This is a genomic window from Streptomyces sp. NPDC020742 (assembly GCF_040641675.1).
Taxonomy (GTDB): domain Bacteria; phylum Actinomycetota; class Actinomycetes; order Streptomycetales; family Streptomycetaceae; genus Streptomyces.
Genome location: NZ_JBFAEA010000049.1, coordinates 1 through 15,275, shown reverse-complemented (window position 1 = coordinate 15,275; position 15,275 = coordinate 1). Strand labels below are relative to the sequence as shown.

At 73.0% G+C, this 15,275-nt stretch carries 16 protein-coding genes; 10 read left to right on the top strand and 6 right to left on the bottom strand.

All coding sequences use genetic code 11. The annotated features are described in order from the left end of the window. Positions 1-117 precede the first annotated feature (117 nt). A complete protein-coding gene (locus tag AB0G84_RS35930) occupies positions 118-2,403 on the bottom strand; it encodes a heavy metal translocating P-type ATPase (RefSeq protein ID WP_361330829.1) in 2,286 nt (761 codons plus the stop codon). An 83-nt stretch (positions 2,404-2,486) separates the two neighbouring features. Next, positions 2,487-3,464: a YafY family protein gene (locus AB0G84_RS35925; RefSeq protein WP_361330826.1), complete on the bottom strand. Its 978-nt coding sequence runs from the start codon at positions 3,462-3,464 to the stop codon at positions 2,487-2,489. Positions 3,465-3,649: 185 nt separating this feature from the next. Between AB0G84_RS35925 and AB0G84_RS35920 the strand changes: the two genes are divergently transcribed. Continuing rightward, a complete protein-coding gene (locus AB0G84_RS35920; protein WP_361330832.1) occupies positions 3,650-4,735 on the top strand; it encodes a magnesium and cobalt transport protein CorA in 1,086 nt (361 codons plus the stop codon). Positions 4,736-4,766: 31 nt separating this feature from the next. Here AB0G84_RS35920 and AB0G84_RS35915 read toward each other — a convergent pair whose 3' ends face one another. Beyond that, on the bottom strand, positions 4,767-5,345 hold the full coding sequence (locus AB0G84_RS35915; protein WP_361330823.1) for a heme-binding protein: 579 nt from the start codon (positions 5,343-5,345) through the stop codon (positions 4,767-4,769). 246 nt (positions 5,346-5,591) lie between these two features. Here AB0G84_RS35915 and AB0G84_RS35910 point away from each other — a divergent pair, with 246 nt between their 5' ends. From AB0G84_RS35910 to crcB, 5 genes are all read left to right on the top strand, one after another. After that, positions 5,592-6,797, top strand: coding sequence for a sensor histidine kinase (locus AB0G84_RS35910; protein ID WP_361330819.1), 1,206 nt, complete (start codon positions 5,592-5,594; stop codon positions 6,795-6,797). After that, positions 6,794-7,435, top strand: coding sequence for a response regulator transcription factor (locus AB0G84_RS35905; RefSeq protein WP_361330816.1), 642 nt, complete (start codon positions 6,794-6,796; stop codon positions 7,433-7,435). Before AB0G84_RS35910 ends, AB0G84_RS35905 begins: the two co-directional genes overlap by 4 nt. Before the next feature lie 97 nt (positions 7,436-7,532). After that, positions 7,533-7,970, top strand: a complete 438-nt coding sequence (locus AB0G84_RS35900) for a CrcB family protein (RefSeq protein WP_361330813.1) — start codon at positions 7,533-7,535, stop codon at positions 7,968-7,970. Beyond that, the gene (locus AB0G84_RS35895; protein WP_361330810.1) at positions 7,967-8,359 is read left to right on the top strand and encodes a DUF190 domain-containing protein; all 393 of its coding nucleotides are present in this window, start codon (positions 7,967-7,969) and stop codon (positions 8,357-8,359) included. The genes AB0G84_RS35900 and AB0G84_RS35895 overlap by 4 nt, the downstream gene beginning before the upstream one ends. After that, the gene (gene crcB, locus AB0G84_RS35890) at positions 8,356-8,730 is read left to right on the top strand and encodes a fluoride efflux transporter CrcB (protein WP_361330807.1); all 375 of its coding nucleotides are present in this window, start codon (positions 8,356-8,358) and stop codon (positions 8,728-8,730) included. Before AB0G84_RS35895 ends, crcB begins: the two co-directional genes overlap by 4 nt. A 324-nt stretch (positions 8,731-9,054) precedes the next feature. Here the strand turns inward: crcB and snpA are convergent, their stop codons facing one another. Next, entirely contained in the window at positions 9,055-9,720 is a 666-nt protein-coding gene (snpA, locus tag AB0G84_RS35885) for a snapalysin (RefSeq protein ID WP_361330804.1), read from the bottom strand. 220 nt (positions 9,721-9,940) lie between these two features. Between snpA and AB0G84_RS35880 the strand changes: the two genes are divergently transcribed. Together AB0G84_RS35880 and AB0G84_RS35875 are read left to right on the top strand one after the other, a co-directional pair. After that, positions 9,941-10,900 (top strand): LysR family transcriptional regulator, encoded by a 960-nt coding sequence (locus tag AB0G84_RS35880; protein ID WP_361330801.1) that lies wholly within the window; start codon positions 9,941-9,943, stop codon positions 10,898-10,900. Between the two features lie 299 nt (positions 10,901-11,199). Further along, a complete protein-coding gene (locus AB0G84_RS35875) occupies positions 11,200-12,483 on the top strand; it encodes a cation:proton antiporter (RefSeq protein WP_361330798.1) in 1,284 nt (427 codons plus the stop codon). A 200-nt stretch (positions 12,484-12,683) separates the two neighbouring features. Here AB0G84_RS35875 and sodN read toward each other — a convergent pair whose 3' ends face one another. Next, a complete protein-coding gene (gene sodN / locus AB0G84_RS35870; RefSeq protein ID WP_030085982.1) occupies positions 12,684-13,079 on the bottom strand; it encodes a superoxide dismutase, Ni in 396 nt (131 codons plus the stop codon). A 157-nt stretch (positions 13,080-13,236) separates the two neighbouring features. Between sodN and sodX the strand changes: the two genes are divergently transcribed. Beyond that, positions 13,237-13,707, top strand: coding sequence for a nickel-type superoxide dismutase maturation protease (sodX, locus tag AB0G84_RS35865; RefSeq protein ID WP_361330794.1), 471 nt, complete (start codon positions 13,237-13,239; stop codon positions 13,705-13,707). Here the strand turns inward: sodX and AB0G84_RS35860 are convergent. After that, the gene (locus tag AB0G84_RS35860) at positions 13,611-14,276 is read right to left on the bottom strand and encodes a CGNR zinc finger domain-containing protein (protein WP_361330791.1); all 666 of its coding nucleotides are present in this window, start codon (positions 14,274-14,276) and stop codon (positions 13,611-13,613) included. The genes sodX and AB0G84_RS35860 overlap by 97 nt on opposite strands. 92 nt (positions 14,277-14,368) lie before the next feature. Between AB0G84_RS35860 and AB0G84_RS35855 the strand changes: the two genes are divergently transcribed. Then, positions 14,369-15,130, top strand: coding sequence for a class I SAM-dependent methyltransferase (locus AB0G84_RS35855; RefSeq protein WP_361330788.1), 762 nt, complete (start codon positions 14,369-14,371; stop codon positions 15,128-15,130). The last annotated feature ends 145 nt before the right edge of the window (positions 15,131-15,275 follow it).

Sequence of the window (15,275 nt, the reverse complement as noted above, 5' to 3'; positions counted from 1 at the left end):
CCGGCGCCCCCACTTGCTCTGGGGGCCACCCCCGGGGCGCGGGGCGCTGTTTGGGGGGGGTTGTGCTTGTGCTCGCTGCCCGGTCGCGCGAGCCCGGCCTGATCCAAACGACAGACCCTAGCCGCGGGCGTCCGGCGCGGTGAGGGCCCGGAAGCGGCGCAGCCGCAGGCTGTTGCCGACGACGAAGACCGAGGAGAAGGCCATCGCGGCACCGGCGATCATGGGGTTGAGCAGGCCGGCGGCGGCCAGCGGCAGGGCGGCGACGTTGTAGCCGAACGCCCAGAACAGGTTCCCCCGGATGGTGCCGAGGGTGGCGCGGGCCAGCCGGATCGCGTCCGCCGCGACCCGCAGATCGCCGCGTACCAGGGTGAGGTCGCCGGCCTCGATGGCGGCGTCGGTGCCGGTGCCCATGGCCAGGCCCAGGTCGGCGCGGGCCAGCGCGGCCGCGTCGTTGACGCCGTCGCCGACCATGGCGACCGACCGGCCCTCGGCCTGCAGCCGTGCGACGACGGCGACCTTGTCCTCGGGGAGCACCTCCGCGATCACCTCGTCGATGCCGACCTCGGCGGCGACCGCCTCGGCGACGGCCCGGTGGTCGCCGGTCAGCAGCACCGGTGTCAGGCCCAGTGCCCGCAGCCGCCGGACCGCCTCGGCGCTGGTGGGCTTGACCGCATCGGCGACGACCAGCACCGCCCGGGCGGCGCCGTCCCAGCCGACGGCCACCGCGGTACGGCCGGACGCCTCCGCCGCGGCCTTGGCGTCCGCCAGAGCGGGCGGCAGCACCTGGCCGCCCTCGGTGAGCAGCCGCTCCCGGCCCACCAGGACGGCGTGCCCCTCGACGGTCCCCCGCACGCCCAGGCCGGGGAGGCTGGTGAAGTCCTCGGGGACTGGCAGGGCGGCTCCCGTACGGGCCGCCGCGCCCTCGGCGACGGCGCGGGCCAGTGGGTGCTCGGAGGCGTGCTCCAGCGCGCCGGCCAGCCGCAGCACCTCGTCCTCGGTGGTGCCCTCGGCGGTGTGCACCTCGGCCAGCGTCATCACGCCGGTGGTCACCGTGCCGGTCTTGTCCAGGACGATGGTGTCGACCCTGCGGGTCGACTCCAGCACCTCGGGACCCTTCAGCAGGATGCCCAGCTGGGCGCCGCGCCCGGTGCCGACCATCAGGGCGGTCGGGGTGGCCAGCCCCAGGGCACACGGGCAGGCGATGATCAGTACGGCCACCGCCGCGGTGAAGGCGGCCACCGCGCCGGCGCCGGTCAGCAGCCAGCCGGCCAGGGTGCCCAGGGCGAGCACGATCACGGCCGGGACGAACACCGCGGAGATCCGGTCGGCTAGCCGCTGCGCCGCCGCCTTGCCGTTCTGCGCCTCCTCCACCAGCCGCGCCATCCGGGCGAGCTGGGTGTCCGCGCCGATCCGGGTGGCCTCGACCACCAGCCGGCCGCCGGCGTTGACGGTGGCGCCGGTGACCGCCTCGCCGGGGGCGACCTCGACCGGGACGGACTCGCCGGTGAGCATCGAGGCGTCCACGGCGGAGGAGCCGTCCACCACCGTGCCGTCGGTGGCGATCTTCTCGCCGGGGCGCACCACGAACCGGTCGCCGACGCGCAGCTCCCCGGTGGGGATCCGGACCTCCCGGCCCTCCCGCAGCACCGCGACGTCCTTGGCGCCCAGCTCCAGCAGCGCCCGCAGCGCGGCGCCGGCCTTCCGCTTGGCGCGGGCCTCGAAGTAGCGGCCGGCCAGCAGGAAGGTGGTGACGCCGGCCGCGGCCTCCAGGTAGATCGCGCTGCTGCCGTCGGTCCGGGAGATGGTCAGGGTGAAGGGGTGGGTCATCCCCGGCATGCCCGCGTGGCCGAGGAACAGCGCCCACACCGACCAGCCGAACGCCGCGAGGGTGCCCATCGAGATCAGGGTGTCCATGGTGGCGGCGCCGTGCCGCAGATTGGTCCAGGCGGCCCGGTGGAACGGCCAGGCCCCGTACGCCACCACCGGGGCGGCCAGCGTCAGCGACAGCCACTGCCAGTACGTGAACTGCCACGGCGGCACCATCGCCAGCAGGACCACCGGAACGGTCAGCGCCAGCGAGACCAGCAGCCGCTGCCGGAGCGGGCCCAGGGCGTCGCCGGCCGGCTCCTCCGTCGCCGTCGGATGCGCCGCGTCCGATACGGGTGCGGGCGGCGCCGGGACCGTGGCGGTGTAGCCGGTCCGCTCCACGGTGGCGATCAGGTCCGCGGTGCTGAGCCCGCTGTCCGGCGCGAGCGCCACCTGCGCCTTCTCGGTGGCGAAGTTGACGGTCGCGGTGACGCCGTCCATGCGGTTGAGCTTCTTCTCGACGCGGGCCGCGCACGAGGCGCAGGTCATCCCGCCGATCTCCAGCTCGACGCCGTGCTCTCCGATCGCGGTGGTCATCGGTGCTCCTCGGTGTGCTGGGACTGCATGGTGCGGGTGCGCGGGTGCCTGGTCAAACAATATACCCCCTAGGGGTATTCCCCTCAGGCTTCGTGGTCCGCCCCGCCCGCGGCGCGCCCCACCCGCCCGGCCATCTCCCGCAGGTACGCCACCAGCTCCGCCGGCTCGTGCACCGTGAACTCGCGCCCCAGCACGGCCAGTCGCATCGCCAGCCACTCCAGCGAGTCGGGGGTGCTCCGCCAGCGGCAGGAGCCCTCGTCGAGCGGTTCGACCGCCCCGGCTGCCGGACCGCCCAGCCGGGGCGTCACCTCGGCGGCCGGGGCGTGCACCGTCACCACGGCCCGGTGGGTCTGGGCCAGGCCCTGCATCCGGTCCCGGACGTAGGCGCCGGCGTCGGTGGCGGGCAGCTCCCGCGGCGGGGTCCGCACCCCCGTGGGGAACGGTTCGCTCAGCCGGTCCACCCGGAAGATCCGCCAGTCCTCGCGGTCGTTGTCGTACGCCACCAGGTACCAGCGGCGGCCCGCCGCCACCAGCCGGTGCGGCTCCACCAGGCGCTTGCTGTGGGCGCCGGCGCCCGCCCGGTAGGCGAACCGGAGCCGTTCGTGGTTGGCGATGGCCGCGGCCAGCACCGTCAGATGCTCCGGATCGACGGTCGGTCCGGCGCCGGTCGGCAGCGGGACGGTGGCCGTGCCCAGGGTGCTCACCCGCCGCCGCAGGCGGGCCGGCAGCACCTGTTCGAGCTTGGCCAGCGCCCGTACCGAGGCCTCCTCGATGCCCGTGACGGTGTGGCCGGCCGTCGAGCGCAGCCCGACCGCGATGGCCACCGCCTCCTCGTCGTCCAGCAGCAGCGGCGGCATCGCGGTGCCCGCCGCCAGCCGGTAGCCGCCCTCCGCGCCCATCGTGGCGTGCACCGGGTACCCCAGCTCCCGCAGCCGCCCGACGTCCCGGCGGATCGTCCGGGTGGTGACCCCTAGCCGCCCGGCCAGCTCGCTGCCGGGCCATTCGCGCGGGGTCTGCAGCAGGGACAGCAGATTCAGCAGTCGCGCCGATGTCTCACTCATGGGACCGATGATGGCGGCAGTAGTAGGACCGGAGCTGTCCTACAGCCGCAGCCGCAGCCCTCCAGCGGGCTCCGGCCCGGCGTCCGGGTCCCCGTCGGTCGCCCGGTCCCCGTCGGCCGGGTGTAAAAACCACCGCTTCGGCGTACCCCCGGCGGAGGGTCGCGGGCCATACTGGCCGGGTGTCGATGATCAGCAATCTCCGTAAGGCCGTCCGGCTGCCGCAGCCGCGCTCCCGGGGTGTCGACCTCAGCCACCCGGCGCGGTCGCCGCTCGGCACCGCCGTGGTGAACTGCGCGGTGTACGTGGACGGCGTACGGCAGCACGGTGACCACCCCGCCGAGGTGGCGATCGACCGGGTCCGCAGATCCGGGCGGGGCTTCGTCTGGATCGGGCTGCACGAGCCGTCCGAGAAGGAGTTCTCCGGCATCGTCGAGCTGTTCGGACTGCACCCGCTCGCCGTCGAGGACGCCGTCTACGCCCACCAGCGGCCCAAGCTGGAGCGCTACGACGACTCGCTGTTCACGGTCTTCAAGACGGTCCGCTACGTCGAGCACGACCGGCTCACCGACACCAGCGAGGTCGTCGAGACCGGCGAGATCATGGTCTTCACGGGCAACGACTTCGTGATCACCGTCCGGCACGGCGGACACGGTTCCCTGGGGCCGCTGCGCGAGCATCTGGAGTCCGTGCCCGAGCAGTTGGCGCTCGGCCCGTCCGCCGTGCTGCACGCCATCGCCGACCTCGTCGTGGACGACTACCTGGACGTCACGGCCGCCGTCCAGGACGACATCGACGACGTCGAGAGCGAGGTCTTCTCGGTGCGCGGCAGCCGGGGGGCCGGCCGGATCTACCAGCTCAAGCGCGAACTGCTCGAACTGAAGCGGGCGGTGGCCCCCTTGGCCCTGCCGATGCAGGAGCTGGCGACCCAGCCGCTGCGGCAGGTCGACACCCGGATCAAGACCTACTTCCGGGACGTCGCCGACCACCTCGACCGGGTCACCGAGCAGATCACCGCCTTCGACGAGCTGCTCAACTCCATACTCCAGGCCCATCTCGCCCAGGTCACCGTCGCCCAGAACGAGGACATGCGGAAGATCAGCGCCTGGGTCGCGATCCTCGCCGTACCGACCATGGTCTGCGGCGTCTACGGCATGAACTTCGAGTACATGCCCGAGAAGCACTGGACGTTCGGCTACCCGCTGGTGATGGGGCTGACCGTGCTCGCCTGCTGGGTGATCCACCGCGGTTTCAAGCGGAACGGCTGGCTCTGAGGCCTCTGCTCTGTCCCCCGGGACCGCATAGCTAGCGGCCCACCGCGTCCGCTCCCGCCCGGGCGAACTTCTCGTCCAGCGTCCCGGACGGCGCGCCTGCGACGCCGATGCCGGCGATCGGCGCGTTCTTGGCGGTGACGGGGACGGCGCCCGCCAGGAACAGCGTGCCGGGGATGTCCTTCAGGTTCGGGGTCTGCTGGAGACGCTCGGCCAGCTGGGAGGTGGGGGCGTTCCAGGCGACCGCGGTGAACGCCTTGCGCTCGGCGGACGCGGAGGACTGCGGGCCGGCGCCGTCGCCGCGCAGGGTGACGATCGTGTTGCCGTTGCGGTCGACGACGGCGACCGTGACCCGCTGGTGCTCCTTCTCGGCGGCGTCGAGCGCGCCCTTCGCGGCCTTGGCGGCGGCGTCGACCGTCAGATGGGTGGAGATGGTGGTGGTCCCGTCCGGGACGGAGGCCGAGGCGGCGGCGGTGGGCGTCGTGGCGGGTGTGGAGGCGTTCGCGGACAGCGCGCCGAAGCCCGACAGGGCGACGGCCCCGACCACGGCACCGCCGGTGGCGATGCGGGCGCGGCGGGAGATCTTCTGGTGTGCTCGGTCGATGGCCTTCATGGGGCGGTCTCCTCGGGTGGGCGTGCGGCACGGTTGCCGCCCTGCTTTGTCCGCTCTCCACCCTCGGCCCGGAACCGGGCCCGGACCGTCGGCGTTCCGGCTGGCTTCGCACTGCGCGACGGATGACACCGGGGTCATCCGATCGGCTGACGGCCCGGTCCCCGCGCTCGGTCACAATGGAGGTGTTTGCCCAGCTCGGCGGCTCGCGGAGCGCAGTGAAGCAAGTGTGAGGGAGGCAGGCTCCGCATGCGGGACCGGCCGTACGAACCGAGCGCCGTGGACACCCGGTGGCTCGGCGCCGTGCTGCACACGGCGTTCTTCCTGCTGCTCGGCGGAGCGCTGGCCCGCTTCCTGCTGCGCCACCCGGGCGAGCCGCGCACCGGCTGGATCATCGCGCTGTGCGTGGCGCTGGCGGTGCTGCATCTGTTGGGGCCCGGGATGGGCGAAGCGGGCCCACGACCCACCCGGCGGCGCTCGGCCTGGCTGGCGCTGGTCGTCGTGGTGTGGATGGTGCTGGTCGTGCTCGCGCCCAGCTTCGCCTGGTGTGCGGTGCCCCTCTTCTACACCGGCCTGCGCATGCTGCCGCCCCGGGCGGCCCTCGTTCTCGTGGCGGTCCTGACGGCGCTCGTCGTCGCCGCGCAGCTCCAGCTGTCCGGGCGCTTCGACCCGAACCTGGTGCTTGCGCCGCCCGCCGTCGCCGCCCTCGCCACCGCCGTCTTCCTGCAGATGGAACGGCACACCGCCGGCCAGCGCGTCCTGATCGACGACCTGCTCCGCACCCGCCGCGAACTCGCCGCCTCCGAACGCCGGGAGGGCACCCTCACCGAACGCCAGCGGCTCTCCATGGAGATCCACGACTCGCTCGCCCAGGGCCTGTCCAGCCAGCGGATGCTGCTCCAGGCGGCGGACCGGGTGTGGGACACCGAACCGGGCAAGGCCCGCGCCCACGTACGTACCGCCGCGTCCGTGGCCGAACACAACCTCGCCGAGGCCCGACGCTTTGTGCACGACCTGGCCCCCACCGACCTCGCCCGCGGCGGCGGCCTCGATCAGGCCCTGGGCGCCCTGGCCGCGCGGGAGTCCGGGGCACACCTCACCGTGCGCGTGCACGTCGATGACGACGGCAGGCTCCCCGGGCTGCCCGACCGCGTCCAGTCCGCCCTGCTGCGCATCGCTCAGGGCGCCCTGGCCAACGTCCGCGAGCACGCCGCCGCGGGCACTGCCACGCTCACGCTCACCGTCCTCGACGACGAGGTCGTCCTGGACGTCTCCGACGACGGCCACGGCTTCGACCCCACCGCGCTGCCCGCCACCCCCGGCAGCCGACGCGGTCACGGGTTGCCCGCCATGCGAGCCCGGCTGCGCGCGCTCGGTGGCGCCCTGACCGTCGAGTCCACGCCCGGCGAGGGCACCACCCTGTCCGCCGCCGTCCCCCTGGAGGCGCCCCGATGACCCCCGACCGCGCTCCCGTACGCATCCTGGTCTGCGACGACCACGCCGTCGTACGGGCCGGGCTGCTCGCCCTGCTCGACAGCGCCCCGGGCATCGAGGTCGTCGGTGAGGCCGGCACCGGCGAGGAGGCGCTCGCGCTGGCCGCGAAACTCGCCCCGGACGTGGTGCTGATGGATCTGCAACTGGGCGAGGGCATCGACGGCGTGGAGACCACCCGCCGCCTCACCTCCACCCCCGGAGCCGTGCTCCACGTCCTGGTCCTCACCACCTACGACACCGACGCCGACATCACCCGCGCCATCGAGGCGGGCGCCACCGGCTACCTGCTCAAGGCCGAGCGCCCCGACGAGTTGTTCGCCGCGATCCACGCCGCCGCCGAGGGACGTACCGCCCTGTCCCCGCCGGTCGCCGGCCGCGTCATGGCCAACCTGCGCCGGCCCCGGCCCACCCTCACCGACCGCGAACGCGACATCCTGGCCCAGCTCGCCCGCGGCATCGGCAACCGGGACATCGCCCGCGCCCTCCACATCAGTGAGGCCACGGTCAAGACCCACCTGCGCCGCATCTACGACAAGCTTGGTGTGGACACCCGCGCGGGCGCGGTGGTGGTCGCGAAGGAGCGCCGCATACTGCCGTGAGGGCGGCCTCGCGCCCCAGCGGCAGCGGGGGCGTCCCACGTTGGCGGGGCCAATTCGGCAGGGTTAATCTGAGGGCGCCGATGATCTCGGGAGACATATGAGCGAGCGATCACACCGGGCGGCCCCCTGGCTCGGTCAGTGGCCCGTGATCGGCGCGGTGGCCGCGGGCGGCGCGATCGGCGCCTCGGCCCGTTACGGCGCCGCCTTGCTCTGGCCCACCGGCGTCGGCACTTTCCCCTGGACGACCCTGACCGTCAATGTGACCGGCTGTGCGCTGATGGGCGTCCTGATGGTGCTGATCACCGAGGCCTGGTCGGACCACCGGCTGCTGCGCCCCTTCCTCGGCACCGGCATCCTCGGGGGCTTCACCACCTTCTCCACCTACGCGGTCGACATCCAGCGGCTGGTCGGCGCCCGGCAGCCGATGCTCGCCATGGCGTACCTCGCGGGCACCCTGCTCGCCGCGCTCGCCGCCGTGTGGCTCGCGTCGGCCGGCACCCGGGAACTTCTCCAGCTGAGGCGGCGGACGGTATGACAGACCAGGCGGCACACCCCCAGGGCACCCCGGCGCTCCGGCTCACGATCATGGTCGGCGAGCAGGAGGTGTGGCACCACAAGCCGCTCTACGTCGAGATCGTGCACCGCGCCCGGACCGCCGGGCTGGCCGGCGCCAGCGTCTTCCGCGGGATCGAGGGCTTCGGATCGGGCGCGGTCATCCACACCCAGCGGCTGCTGTCGATGAGCGAGGAACTGCCGGTCGCCGTCGTGGTGGTGGACAGCGAGCAGCGGGTGCGGGACTTCCTGCCGCAGCTGGACGAACTCCTCACGGGCGGCGGCCTGGTGACGCTCGACGCCTGCGAGATGCTGGTCCGCCCGGCCACGGACACCGACGGCACGCACCCGACCGGGGGCGGGCACGGGTGAACTGGCTGCTCGTCCTGGCCGGTGCGGTGGTCGGCGCACCGCTGCGCTTCCTCACCGACCGCTATGTGCAGTCGCGGCACGACTCCGTGTTCCCCTGGGGCACCCTGACCGTCAATGTCGTCGGCTCGTTCATCCTCGGTCTGCTGAGCGGGGCGGTCGCCGTCGGGGCGGCCTCGGCGCACCTCCAACTGCTGGTCGGCACCGGCCTGTGCGGTGCTCTGACGACGTACTCGACCTTCTCCTACGAGACGCTGCGGCTGGCGACGGACGGGGCGCGGGGCCTGGCCGCGGCCAATGTGGTGGCGAGCGTCCTGGCCGGTCTCGCGGCCGCGTTCGCCGGGGTCGCCGCCGGGCAGGCGCTCTGGGGCTGACCGGAGCCGGCGGGGGACCGGGGTACGGAGGGTGCCGGTGGGGTGCGGCCCGGACGCCCGGCCGCGCACACGAAAGCAGCGGGGCTCCGGGAGGAACCCCGCCGCTTTCGGGTGTCGGCGACGCAGGGATGCGAGGGCTGGTGGGGATACGAGAGCCGGCCGCCAGGTTCCGGTACTCGTCAGCCCCAGGCCGTACGCGGACCGATCTCCATCAGCCGCGGTCCGCGGGCCACCGCCGAACTCGTGATGCCGAACTGCTTCTTGGTGCAGAAGGCGGTGCAGAAAGTGGGGCAGGAGGTGTGCTGCGGGCGGTCCTGACGGTCGTCAGGACGCCTTGCCGAAGTGGACGCCCGCCAGGCCGTTGGCCCACAGCTCGTCCACCTTGGCGCGCTCGTTCGCGTCGGGCTGGGTGTTCTGGCAGGACGTGCCGGGGCCGCCGCCGGACATCAGCTCGCTGCAGGGACCCTCGTAGTGGTCCGGCAGACCCAGCACATGGCCGGTCTCGTGCGCGGTGACGCGGGTCGAGTTGTACTCCTGGTTCTGCTTGTGGTCCAGGAACACGAAGCCCTTGCCGTGGCCGTCGGTGCTGGCGTAGGAGCCGCGCGGGTCGTCGCCCTCCTTGTACTGGAAGTCGCCGCCGCTGCCCTCCTTCAGCTGCACGTTCTTGACCGCGCTGTTCCAGATGGAGGCGGTCTCGGCTATCTGGCTCTTGTACGTCGGGGCCGCGCTGGCGTCGTAGGTCACGGTGACCGACGCCGCGTTCGGGTGGGCCTTCATCTTGGCCCGTGCCGACTTCACCACGGCCTCGAAGAAGGCCTTGGTGTCCGCCTTTTCGGCCGCCGAGCCGGTGTAGGCCGCGATCGAGGCGGGGGTGCTGTGGGTGGCCGGGGCCACGGAGGAGGAGGCTGCCGAAACCGGTGCGGCGGCGGCGAACGCCGCGACCAGACCCAGACCGAGCGCCGCCGACAGCGCCGTCTTAGGAGATCTCATGTGGGGGGCTCCTTTAAGTTCCGAGGGCCGTACGGTCGCCGTGTGGGGCGGCGACCGGGGCCCTGCGGATTTCTTGGTGCCGTTGAGTCTGGACGGACTTCACCCGGAGGGCGGAGATGCCAACTGGTGATAGGACGGGCCAATACCCGACCGAAAAAGGCGAGTTCCGGCAGGTTTGAGAGTCTGGTGTGACAGATGCTGTGCTCGTTATGCTCCCGTTGTGGAGCTTGAGGTAAGGCATCTTCGCGCATTGTGCGCCATCGCCGACTCCGGCAGCGTACGCAAGGCGGCCCGGCAGCTCGGCATGACTCAGCCTTCCCTGACGACGCAGCTTCACCGCATCGAGAAGGCCCTCGGCGGCCAGCTCTTCTTCCGTGAGCCGACCGGCAGCCGGCCCACCCCGCTGGGCCATGCGGTGCTGTGCCGGGCCCGGCCGATCGTGGCCGAAATGCGGGCGCTGCTCGACGAAGTCGCCGCCGCCTCGCACCGCGAACGGAGCGCCCGGCTGCACATCGGCAGCACCAACAGCCCCGCGGTCGCCGGGTGGCTGCGCCGGCTCCGGAAGCGGCTGCCGGAGACGGACACCACGATAAGGGCCGATGTGTCCGCCAATGCGCTGCTGCACATGGTCGCCATGGGGCAGCTCGACGCCGCGTTCGTGCACGAGGTCGAGGGCGCGCCGCTACGCGTCCCCGACGGCCTGGTCGAGCATGAACTCATCGCCAGGGAACCGCAGTTCATCGCCCTTGCGGAGACCCACCCGGCAGCCTCCCGACAGGTCGTCCGGGTCGCGGACCTGGCCGAGGACCAGTGGATGGTCGACCCCAGCGTGGACGGCGAATGGGCCGGGCTGCGCCGCATCTGGACCGACGCCGGCATCAACCCCCGGGTCGTGCACGGCGATTACCTCACCGCGGTGGACCTGGTCACGGCCGGTGAGGTGGTCACCCCCTGCCAGCCGACCGCCCGCCTCCGGCACGGCATGGCGATCCGTCCGCTCCAGGGCGACCCGCTGGCCGTCCGGCTGTTCATGGCCTGCCGCCCGGAGGGCACCCCGGCCGCCACCGGTGATGACCTCTTCGCCGATCTGACCGCCTCCTACCTGGAGATCGCCTGGGCGAGCGAGCCGTACCGGGACTGGCTGGTACACAACGACGGGCCGCTGCCCGTGCCGACGTAGGGACGGCAACCCGTCAGGGCACCGGGTCCCCGTCCGCGGCAATCCGGCACCGTGGACGGGGACCGGAGCCGGGGAGCGCCCCGTCACCCGGCGGCGCCGGGCGGCTCCTCCACCTGCCGGACCTCCGAGGTCAGCGTCCGACCGGTCCGCCGGGCCCCGGCCGGCCCCCCCCACAGGGCCGCCCGTGGGCCGACCGTGTGAAAGGCGGGCGTCCCGGCCCGGCGGCGGCGTCCGACGGCGGGGGCGATGGCCGAGAGTGGGAACTCCTACGGCCGGCGCTGCCATGCCCTGGAGACCCTGTGGACGGCTCCTTCTCCCTCGTTCTGCTGCTGCTCTTCGTCTGGTGCCTGTGCTCACGGCGCATGGAGCGCCACGCCATCACCGCTCCGGTGGCCTTCGTCCTGACCGGACTGCTGCTTGCCGAGGGCACCGGCGCGCTGGACCTCGCCGTCCCGCACGAGACGGTCAAGGCGATCGCGGAGGTCACCCTGGTGTGGGTGCTCTTCACCGATGCCGCGCGGCTTTCGTTCCGCGCCGTGCGGCCCGAACTCGGCCTCTTCGTACGGCTGCTGGGCATCGGGCTGCCGCTGTGCGTGGCACTGGGCGCGCTGCTGGCGGCCGTCCTGCTGCCGGGGGTCGCCGGATGGGGCGCGCTGTTCGTGGGGGCCGCGCTGGCGCCGACGGATGCCGCGCTGGGCGCCACCATGATGGTCAACCCCGATGTCCCGGCCCGGGTCCGCCGGGTCATCAACGTCGAGAGCGGGCTCAACGACGGCATCGTCACCCCGCTGGTGGTGCTCGCCCTGGCCGGGGTCAGCACGGCCGAGGGCGCCGCCGGGGCGGAGGCCCCCGGGCACGCCGTGGTGCAGCTGCTGATCGGCACGGCGTACGGGGTGGCGCTGGGGCTGGCCGCCGGATGGCTGCTGCGGACCACACTGCGCAGCGGCTGGGCCGCGGAGGACTTCGCCGGTGCGGGGGTGCTGGCCCTGGCCCTGCTCTGCTACACCTCCGCCCTGGCGTTCGGCGGCAACGGCTTCGTGGCCGCCTTCGTGACCGGACTGGCCTTCGGCACCGTGCACGGCGCCCCACCGCGGGTGCTGCTGTACGTCGAGCAGTCCGGGGCGCTGTTCTCGGTCCTGGTGTGGCTGGTCTTCGGTTCGCTGCTGCTGCCGGACGTGCTCGCCCACCTCAGCTGGCAGGCCGTCGTCTACGCGGTGCTGAGCCTGACCGTGGTGCGGATGCTGCCGGTGGCGCTGTGCCTGGTGGGCAGCGGACTGGACGCCCGGACCGTGCTGTTCGTCGGCTGGTTCGGCCCCCGGGGACTGGCCTCGGTGATCTTCGGGCTGCTGGCGGTCGAGGAGCTGGACCCCTCCGGCCGGCGCGCCCTGGTCCCGGTCGTCGGCTGCACCGTCCTGCTCAGCGTTCTCGCCCACGGCCTCACCGCCACACCTCTGGCCCGGCGCTACGGCCGGGCGGTCGGCGCCGGCGCGGTTCCGGCGGGCCCGGCGGAGGAACTGCCCGTACGGGGCATGGCGGCGGGCGGCCTGCAACGGCTCCGCCGGCACCCCGGCAAAGCGCCCTGACGGCCCCACCGGCGCCGGCCCGGAAGAAATGCACGGCCCACGGCGAAGACGGCCTCTGCCGTGCGGGCGCACCCACGGCGAAACGACCGCACCCGCCCCGTCACCGGCCCGCGGTCGGCGGGCGGTGTCGGGACGGGTGCACGACGGGTGCGGGCCGGACCGGCGCGGCAGTGCGCGACGGGGCCGCCAGGTGGCCCGGGTCAGGCCTTCTTCGTCTCCCAGAAGATCTTGTCGATCTGGGCGATGTAGTCCAGCGCCTTCTGGCCGGTCGCCGGGTCGTTGGAGCCCTTGGCGGCGCTGAGGGCCTTGAGGGTGTCGTTGACCAGCTGGTGCAGCTCCGGGTACTTCTCGAAGTGCGGGGGCTTGAAGTAGTCGCTCCACAGCACCGAGACGTGGTGCTTGGCCAGCTCGGCGCGCTGCTCCTTGATGAGGACCGCGCGGGTGCGGAAGTCCGCGTCCTCGTTGGCCTGGTACTTCTCCTGGACGGCCTTGACCGACTCGGCCTCGATGCGGGCCTGGGCGGGGTCGTACACACCGCAGGGCAGATCGCAGTGGGCGCTGACCTTGACCTTGGGGGCGAACAGGCGGGAGAGCATGTTCCATCCTTCCTCGTGATCGTCTTCTCAGGTGCGAGATTACTCGGTGCGGGAAGGCTTTTCTCGGGTGGGCCGGGGGTCTTAGGGCAAAAGTCCGGTGACGCCCCGGGACTGTTGGAGGATGGACCGGTGAGTAGGTGGAGCCGGGAGGTACGGGATGCCGGAGCGGGTGCACGAGCGCGGGCCGGGGCAGGGCGAGGGCGCGGAGCCGGGTTCGGGGCCCGGTGGGCTGCTGAAGGCCTTCGGGCTGGCCGAGGTCTACAACCCGTCGATGGTGCCGACGCTGCAGCCCGGTGACCAGCTGGTGGTGCAGTACGGGGCGGCGGTACGGCCCGGTGCGGTGGTGGTGCTGCGGCATCCGTTCCGACAGGACCTGCTGATCGTCAAGCGGGCGGTGCGGCGGTCCGAGGGCGGCTGGTGGGTCCAGGGGGACAATCCGTTCGTCGAGAACGACAGCCGGGAATTCGGGGCGGTTCCGGACGAGCTGGTCATCGCCCGCGCCTGGGTGCGGCTCCGGCCGCCGCGGGGGATTCAGCGGTCGGTCGCCGGGGTGCTCTCCTGGGTGGTCTCCGCGGTCCGCCCGGTGAGGGCCGAGCGCTCGCTCTCCCGGCGCTTGCGGGCGCGGTAGGCGGCGACGTTGGCCCGGGTGGCGCAGCGGTCGGAGCAGTAGCGCCGGGAGCGGTTGGTCGAGGTGTCCAGGTAGGCGTTGCGACAGGGCGCCGCCTCGCAGATGCCCAGCCGCTCCACGCCCAGCTCGGTGAGCTGGAAGGCCAGGCCCATGCAGGCGGTCGCGCTGAAGGCGGCCGTGGCGTTGGCGGCGTGGTCGGCGATGTGCATGTGCCACTTGGGGCGGCCGCCCCCACTCTCGGCTCCTCCCGAGCGGGAGGTGCCCCCCTCGTCCCGGTACTCATGGCCGGAGATCTGCGGGCTGACCGGGAACTCGATCATCAGGGCGTTCAGCAGGTCCACGGCCAGGACCTCGTCGCCGGCGTCGGCGGCCTCGAAGACCGCGCGCAACCGGGAGCGGACCGCGCGCAGCCGGGTCACATCGCTCTCGGTGGCCCTCCGAGCGGCCTGCTGGGCGACCCCGAAGAGTTCCCGTACCGCCTCGACCGAGGTGAGGGTGTCGGCGCCGCGCTCGGGCTGTTCGGTGTTGACCAGTCGCACGGCGTAGTCCGAGTAATAGGCCAGTTCCACTTGTAGTCCTTACGGGTGGAGGTTAGGGTGCGGATGCGCGCGCAGTAATGGGCGTGTTAGCTACGAGGGTATTACGGCCTGAAGGGGTAGTGATGACCGAGACCGTCGTCGGCGCCGACTGGCAGGCGTGGCAGGACAGTTGGGACCGGCAGCAGGAGTGGTACCTCCCCGACCGCGAGGAGCGGTTCCGGGTGATGCTCGACATGGTCGAGGCGCTGGTGGGCCCCGCACCGCGGGTGCTGGACCTGGCGTGTGGCACCGGCAGTATCTCCGACCGGCTGCTCAAGCGTTTCCCCCGGGCCCGGAGTGTGGGCGTCGACCTGGATCCCGCGCTGCTGGCCATCGCGGAAGGGTACTTCGAGGGCGAGTCCCGGGTCCGCTTCGTACGGGCCGACCTGAAGGACCCGCAGTGGACGGCGAAGCTGCCGCACGACCGCTACGACGCGGTGCTCACCGCCACCGCGCTGCACTGGCTGCACAGCGAGGAGCTGCGCGGCCTCTACGGCCGGCTCGGTGGGCTGGTCCGGGACGGCGGGGTCTTCCTCAACGCCGACCGGATGCCCGACGGGTCCACCCCGCGCATCGACGCCGCGGAGCGGGCGTTCCGCCACGCGAGGATGGACGAGGCCAAGGCGGCCGGGGCGGTGGACTGGGCCTCGTGGTGGCAGCTGGCCGCCGCCGACCCGCGGCTGGCCGGGCCGACCGCGGAGCGCTTCGAGATCTACGGCGAGCACGCCGACGGGGACACCCCGTCGGCGGCCTGGCACGCCGCCGCGCTGCGCGACTCCGGCTTCGCCGAGGCCCGCACGGTGTGGGCCTCGCCCACGGACGCGATGGTGCTGGCGCTGAAGTAGCGACCCCGCCGGTCCGCGGCGGGCGCGCCCCCAGGGGCCGGCCCGCCGCGGGCCACGGCGGGGGGTGGGGAGTGGGGGGGGGTGGGGAAGAGTGTTTTGCTAGAGGTGTTGATAAAGGGGGTGGCCGGATAATTAAAAAAAAGGG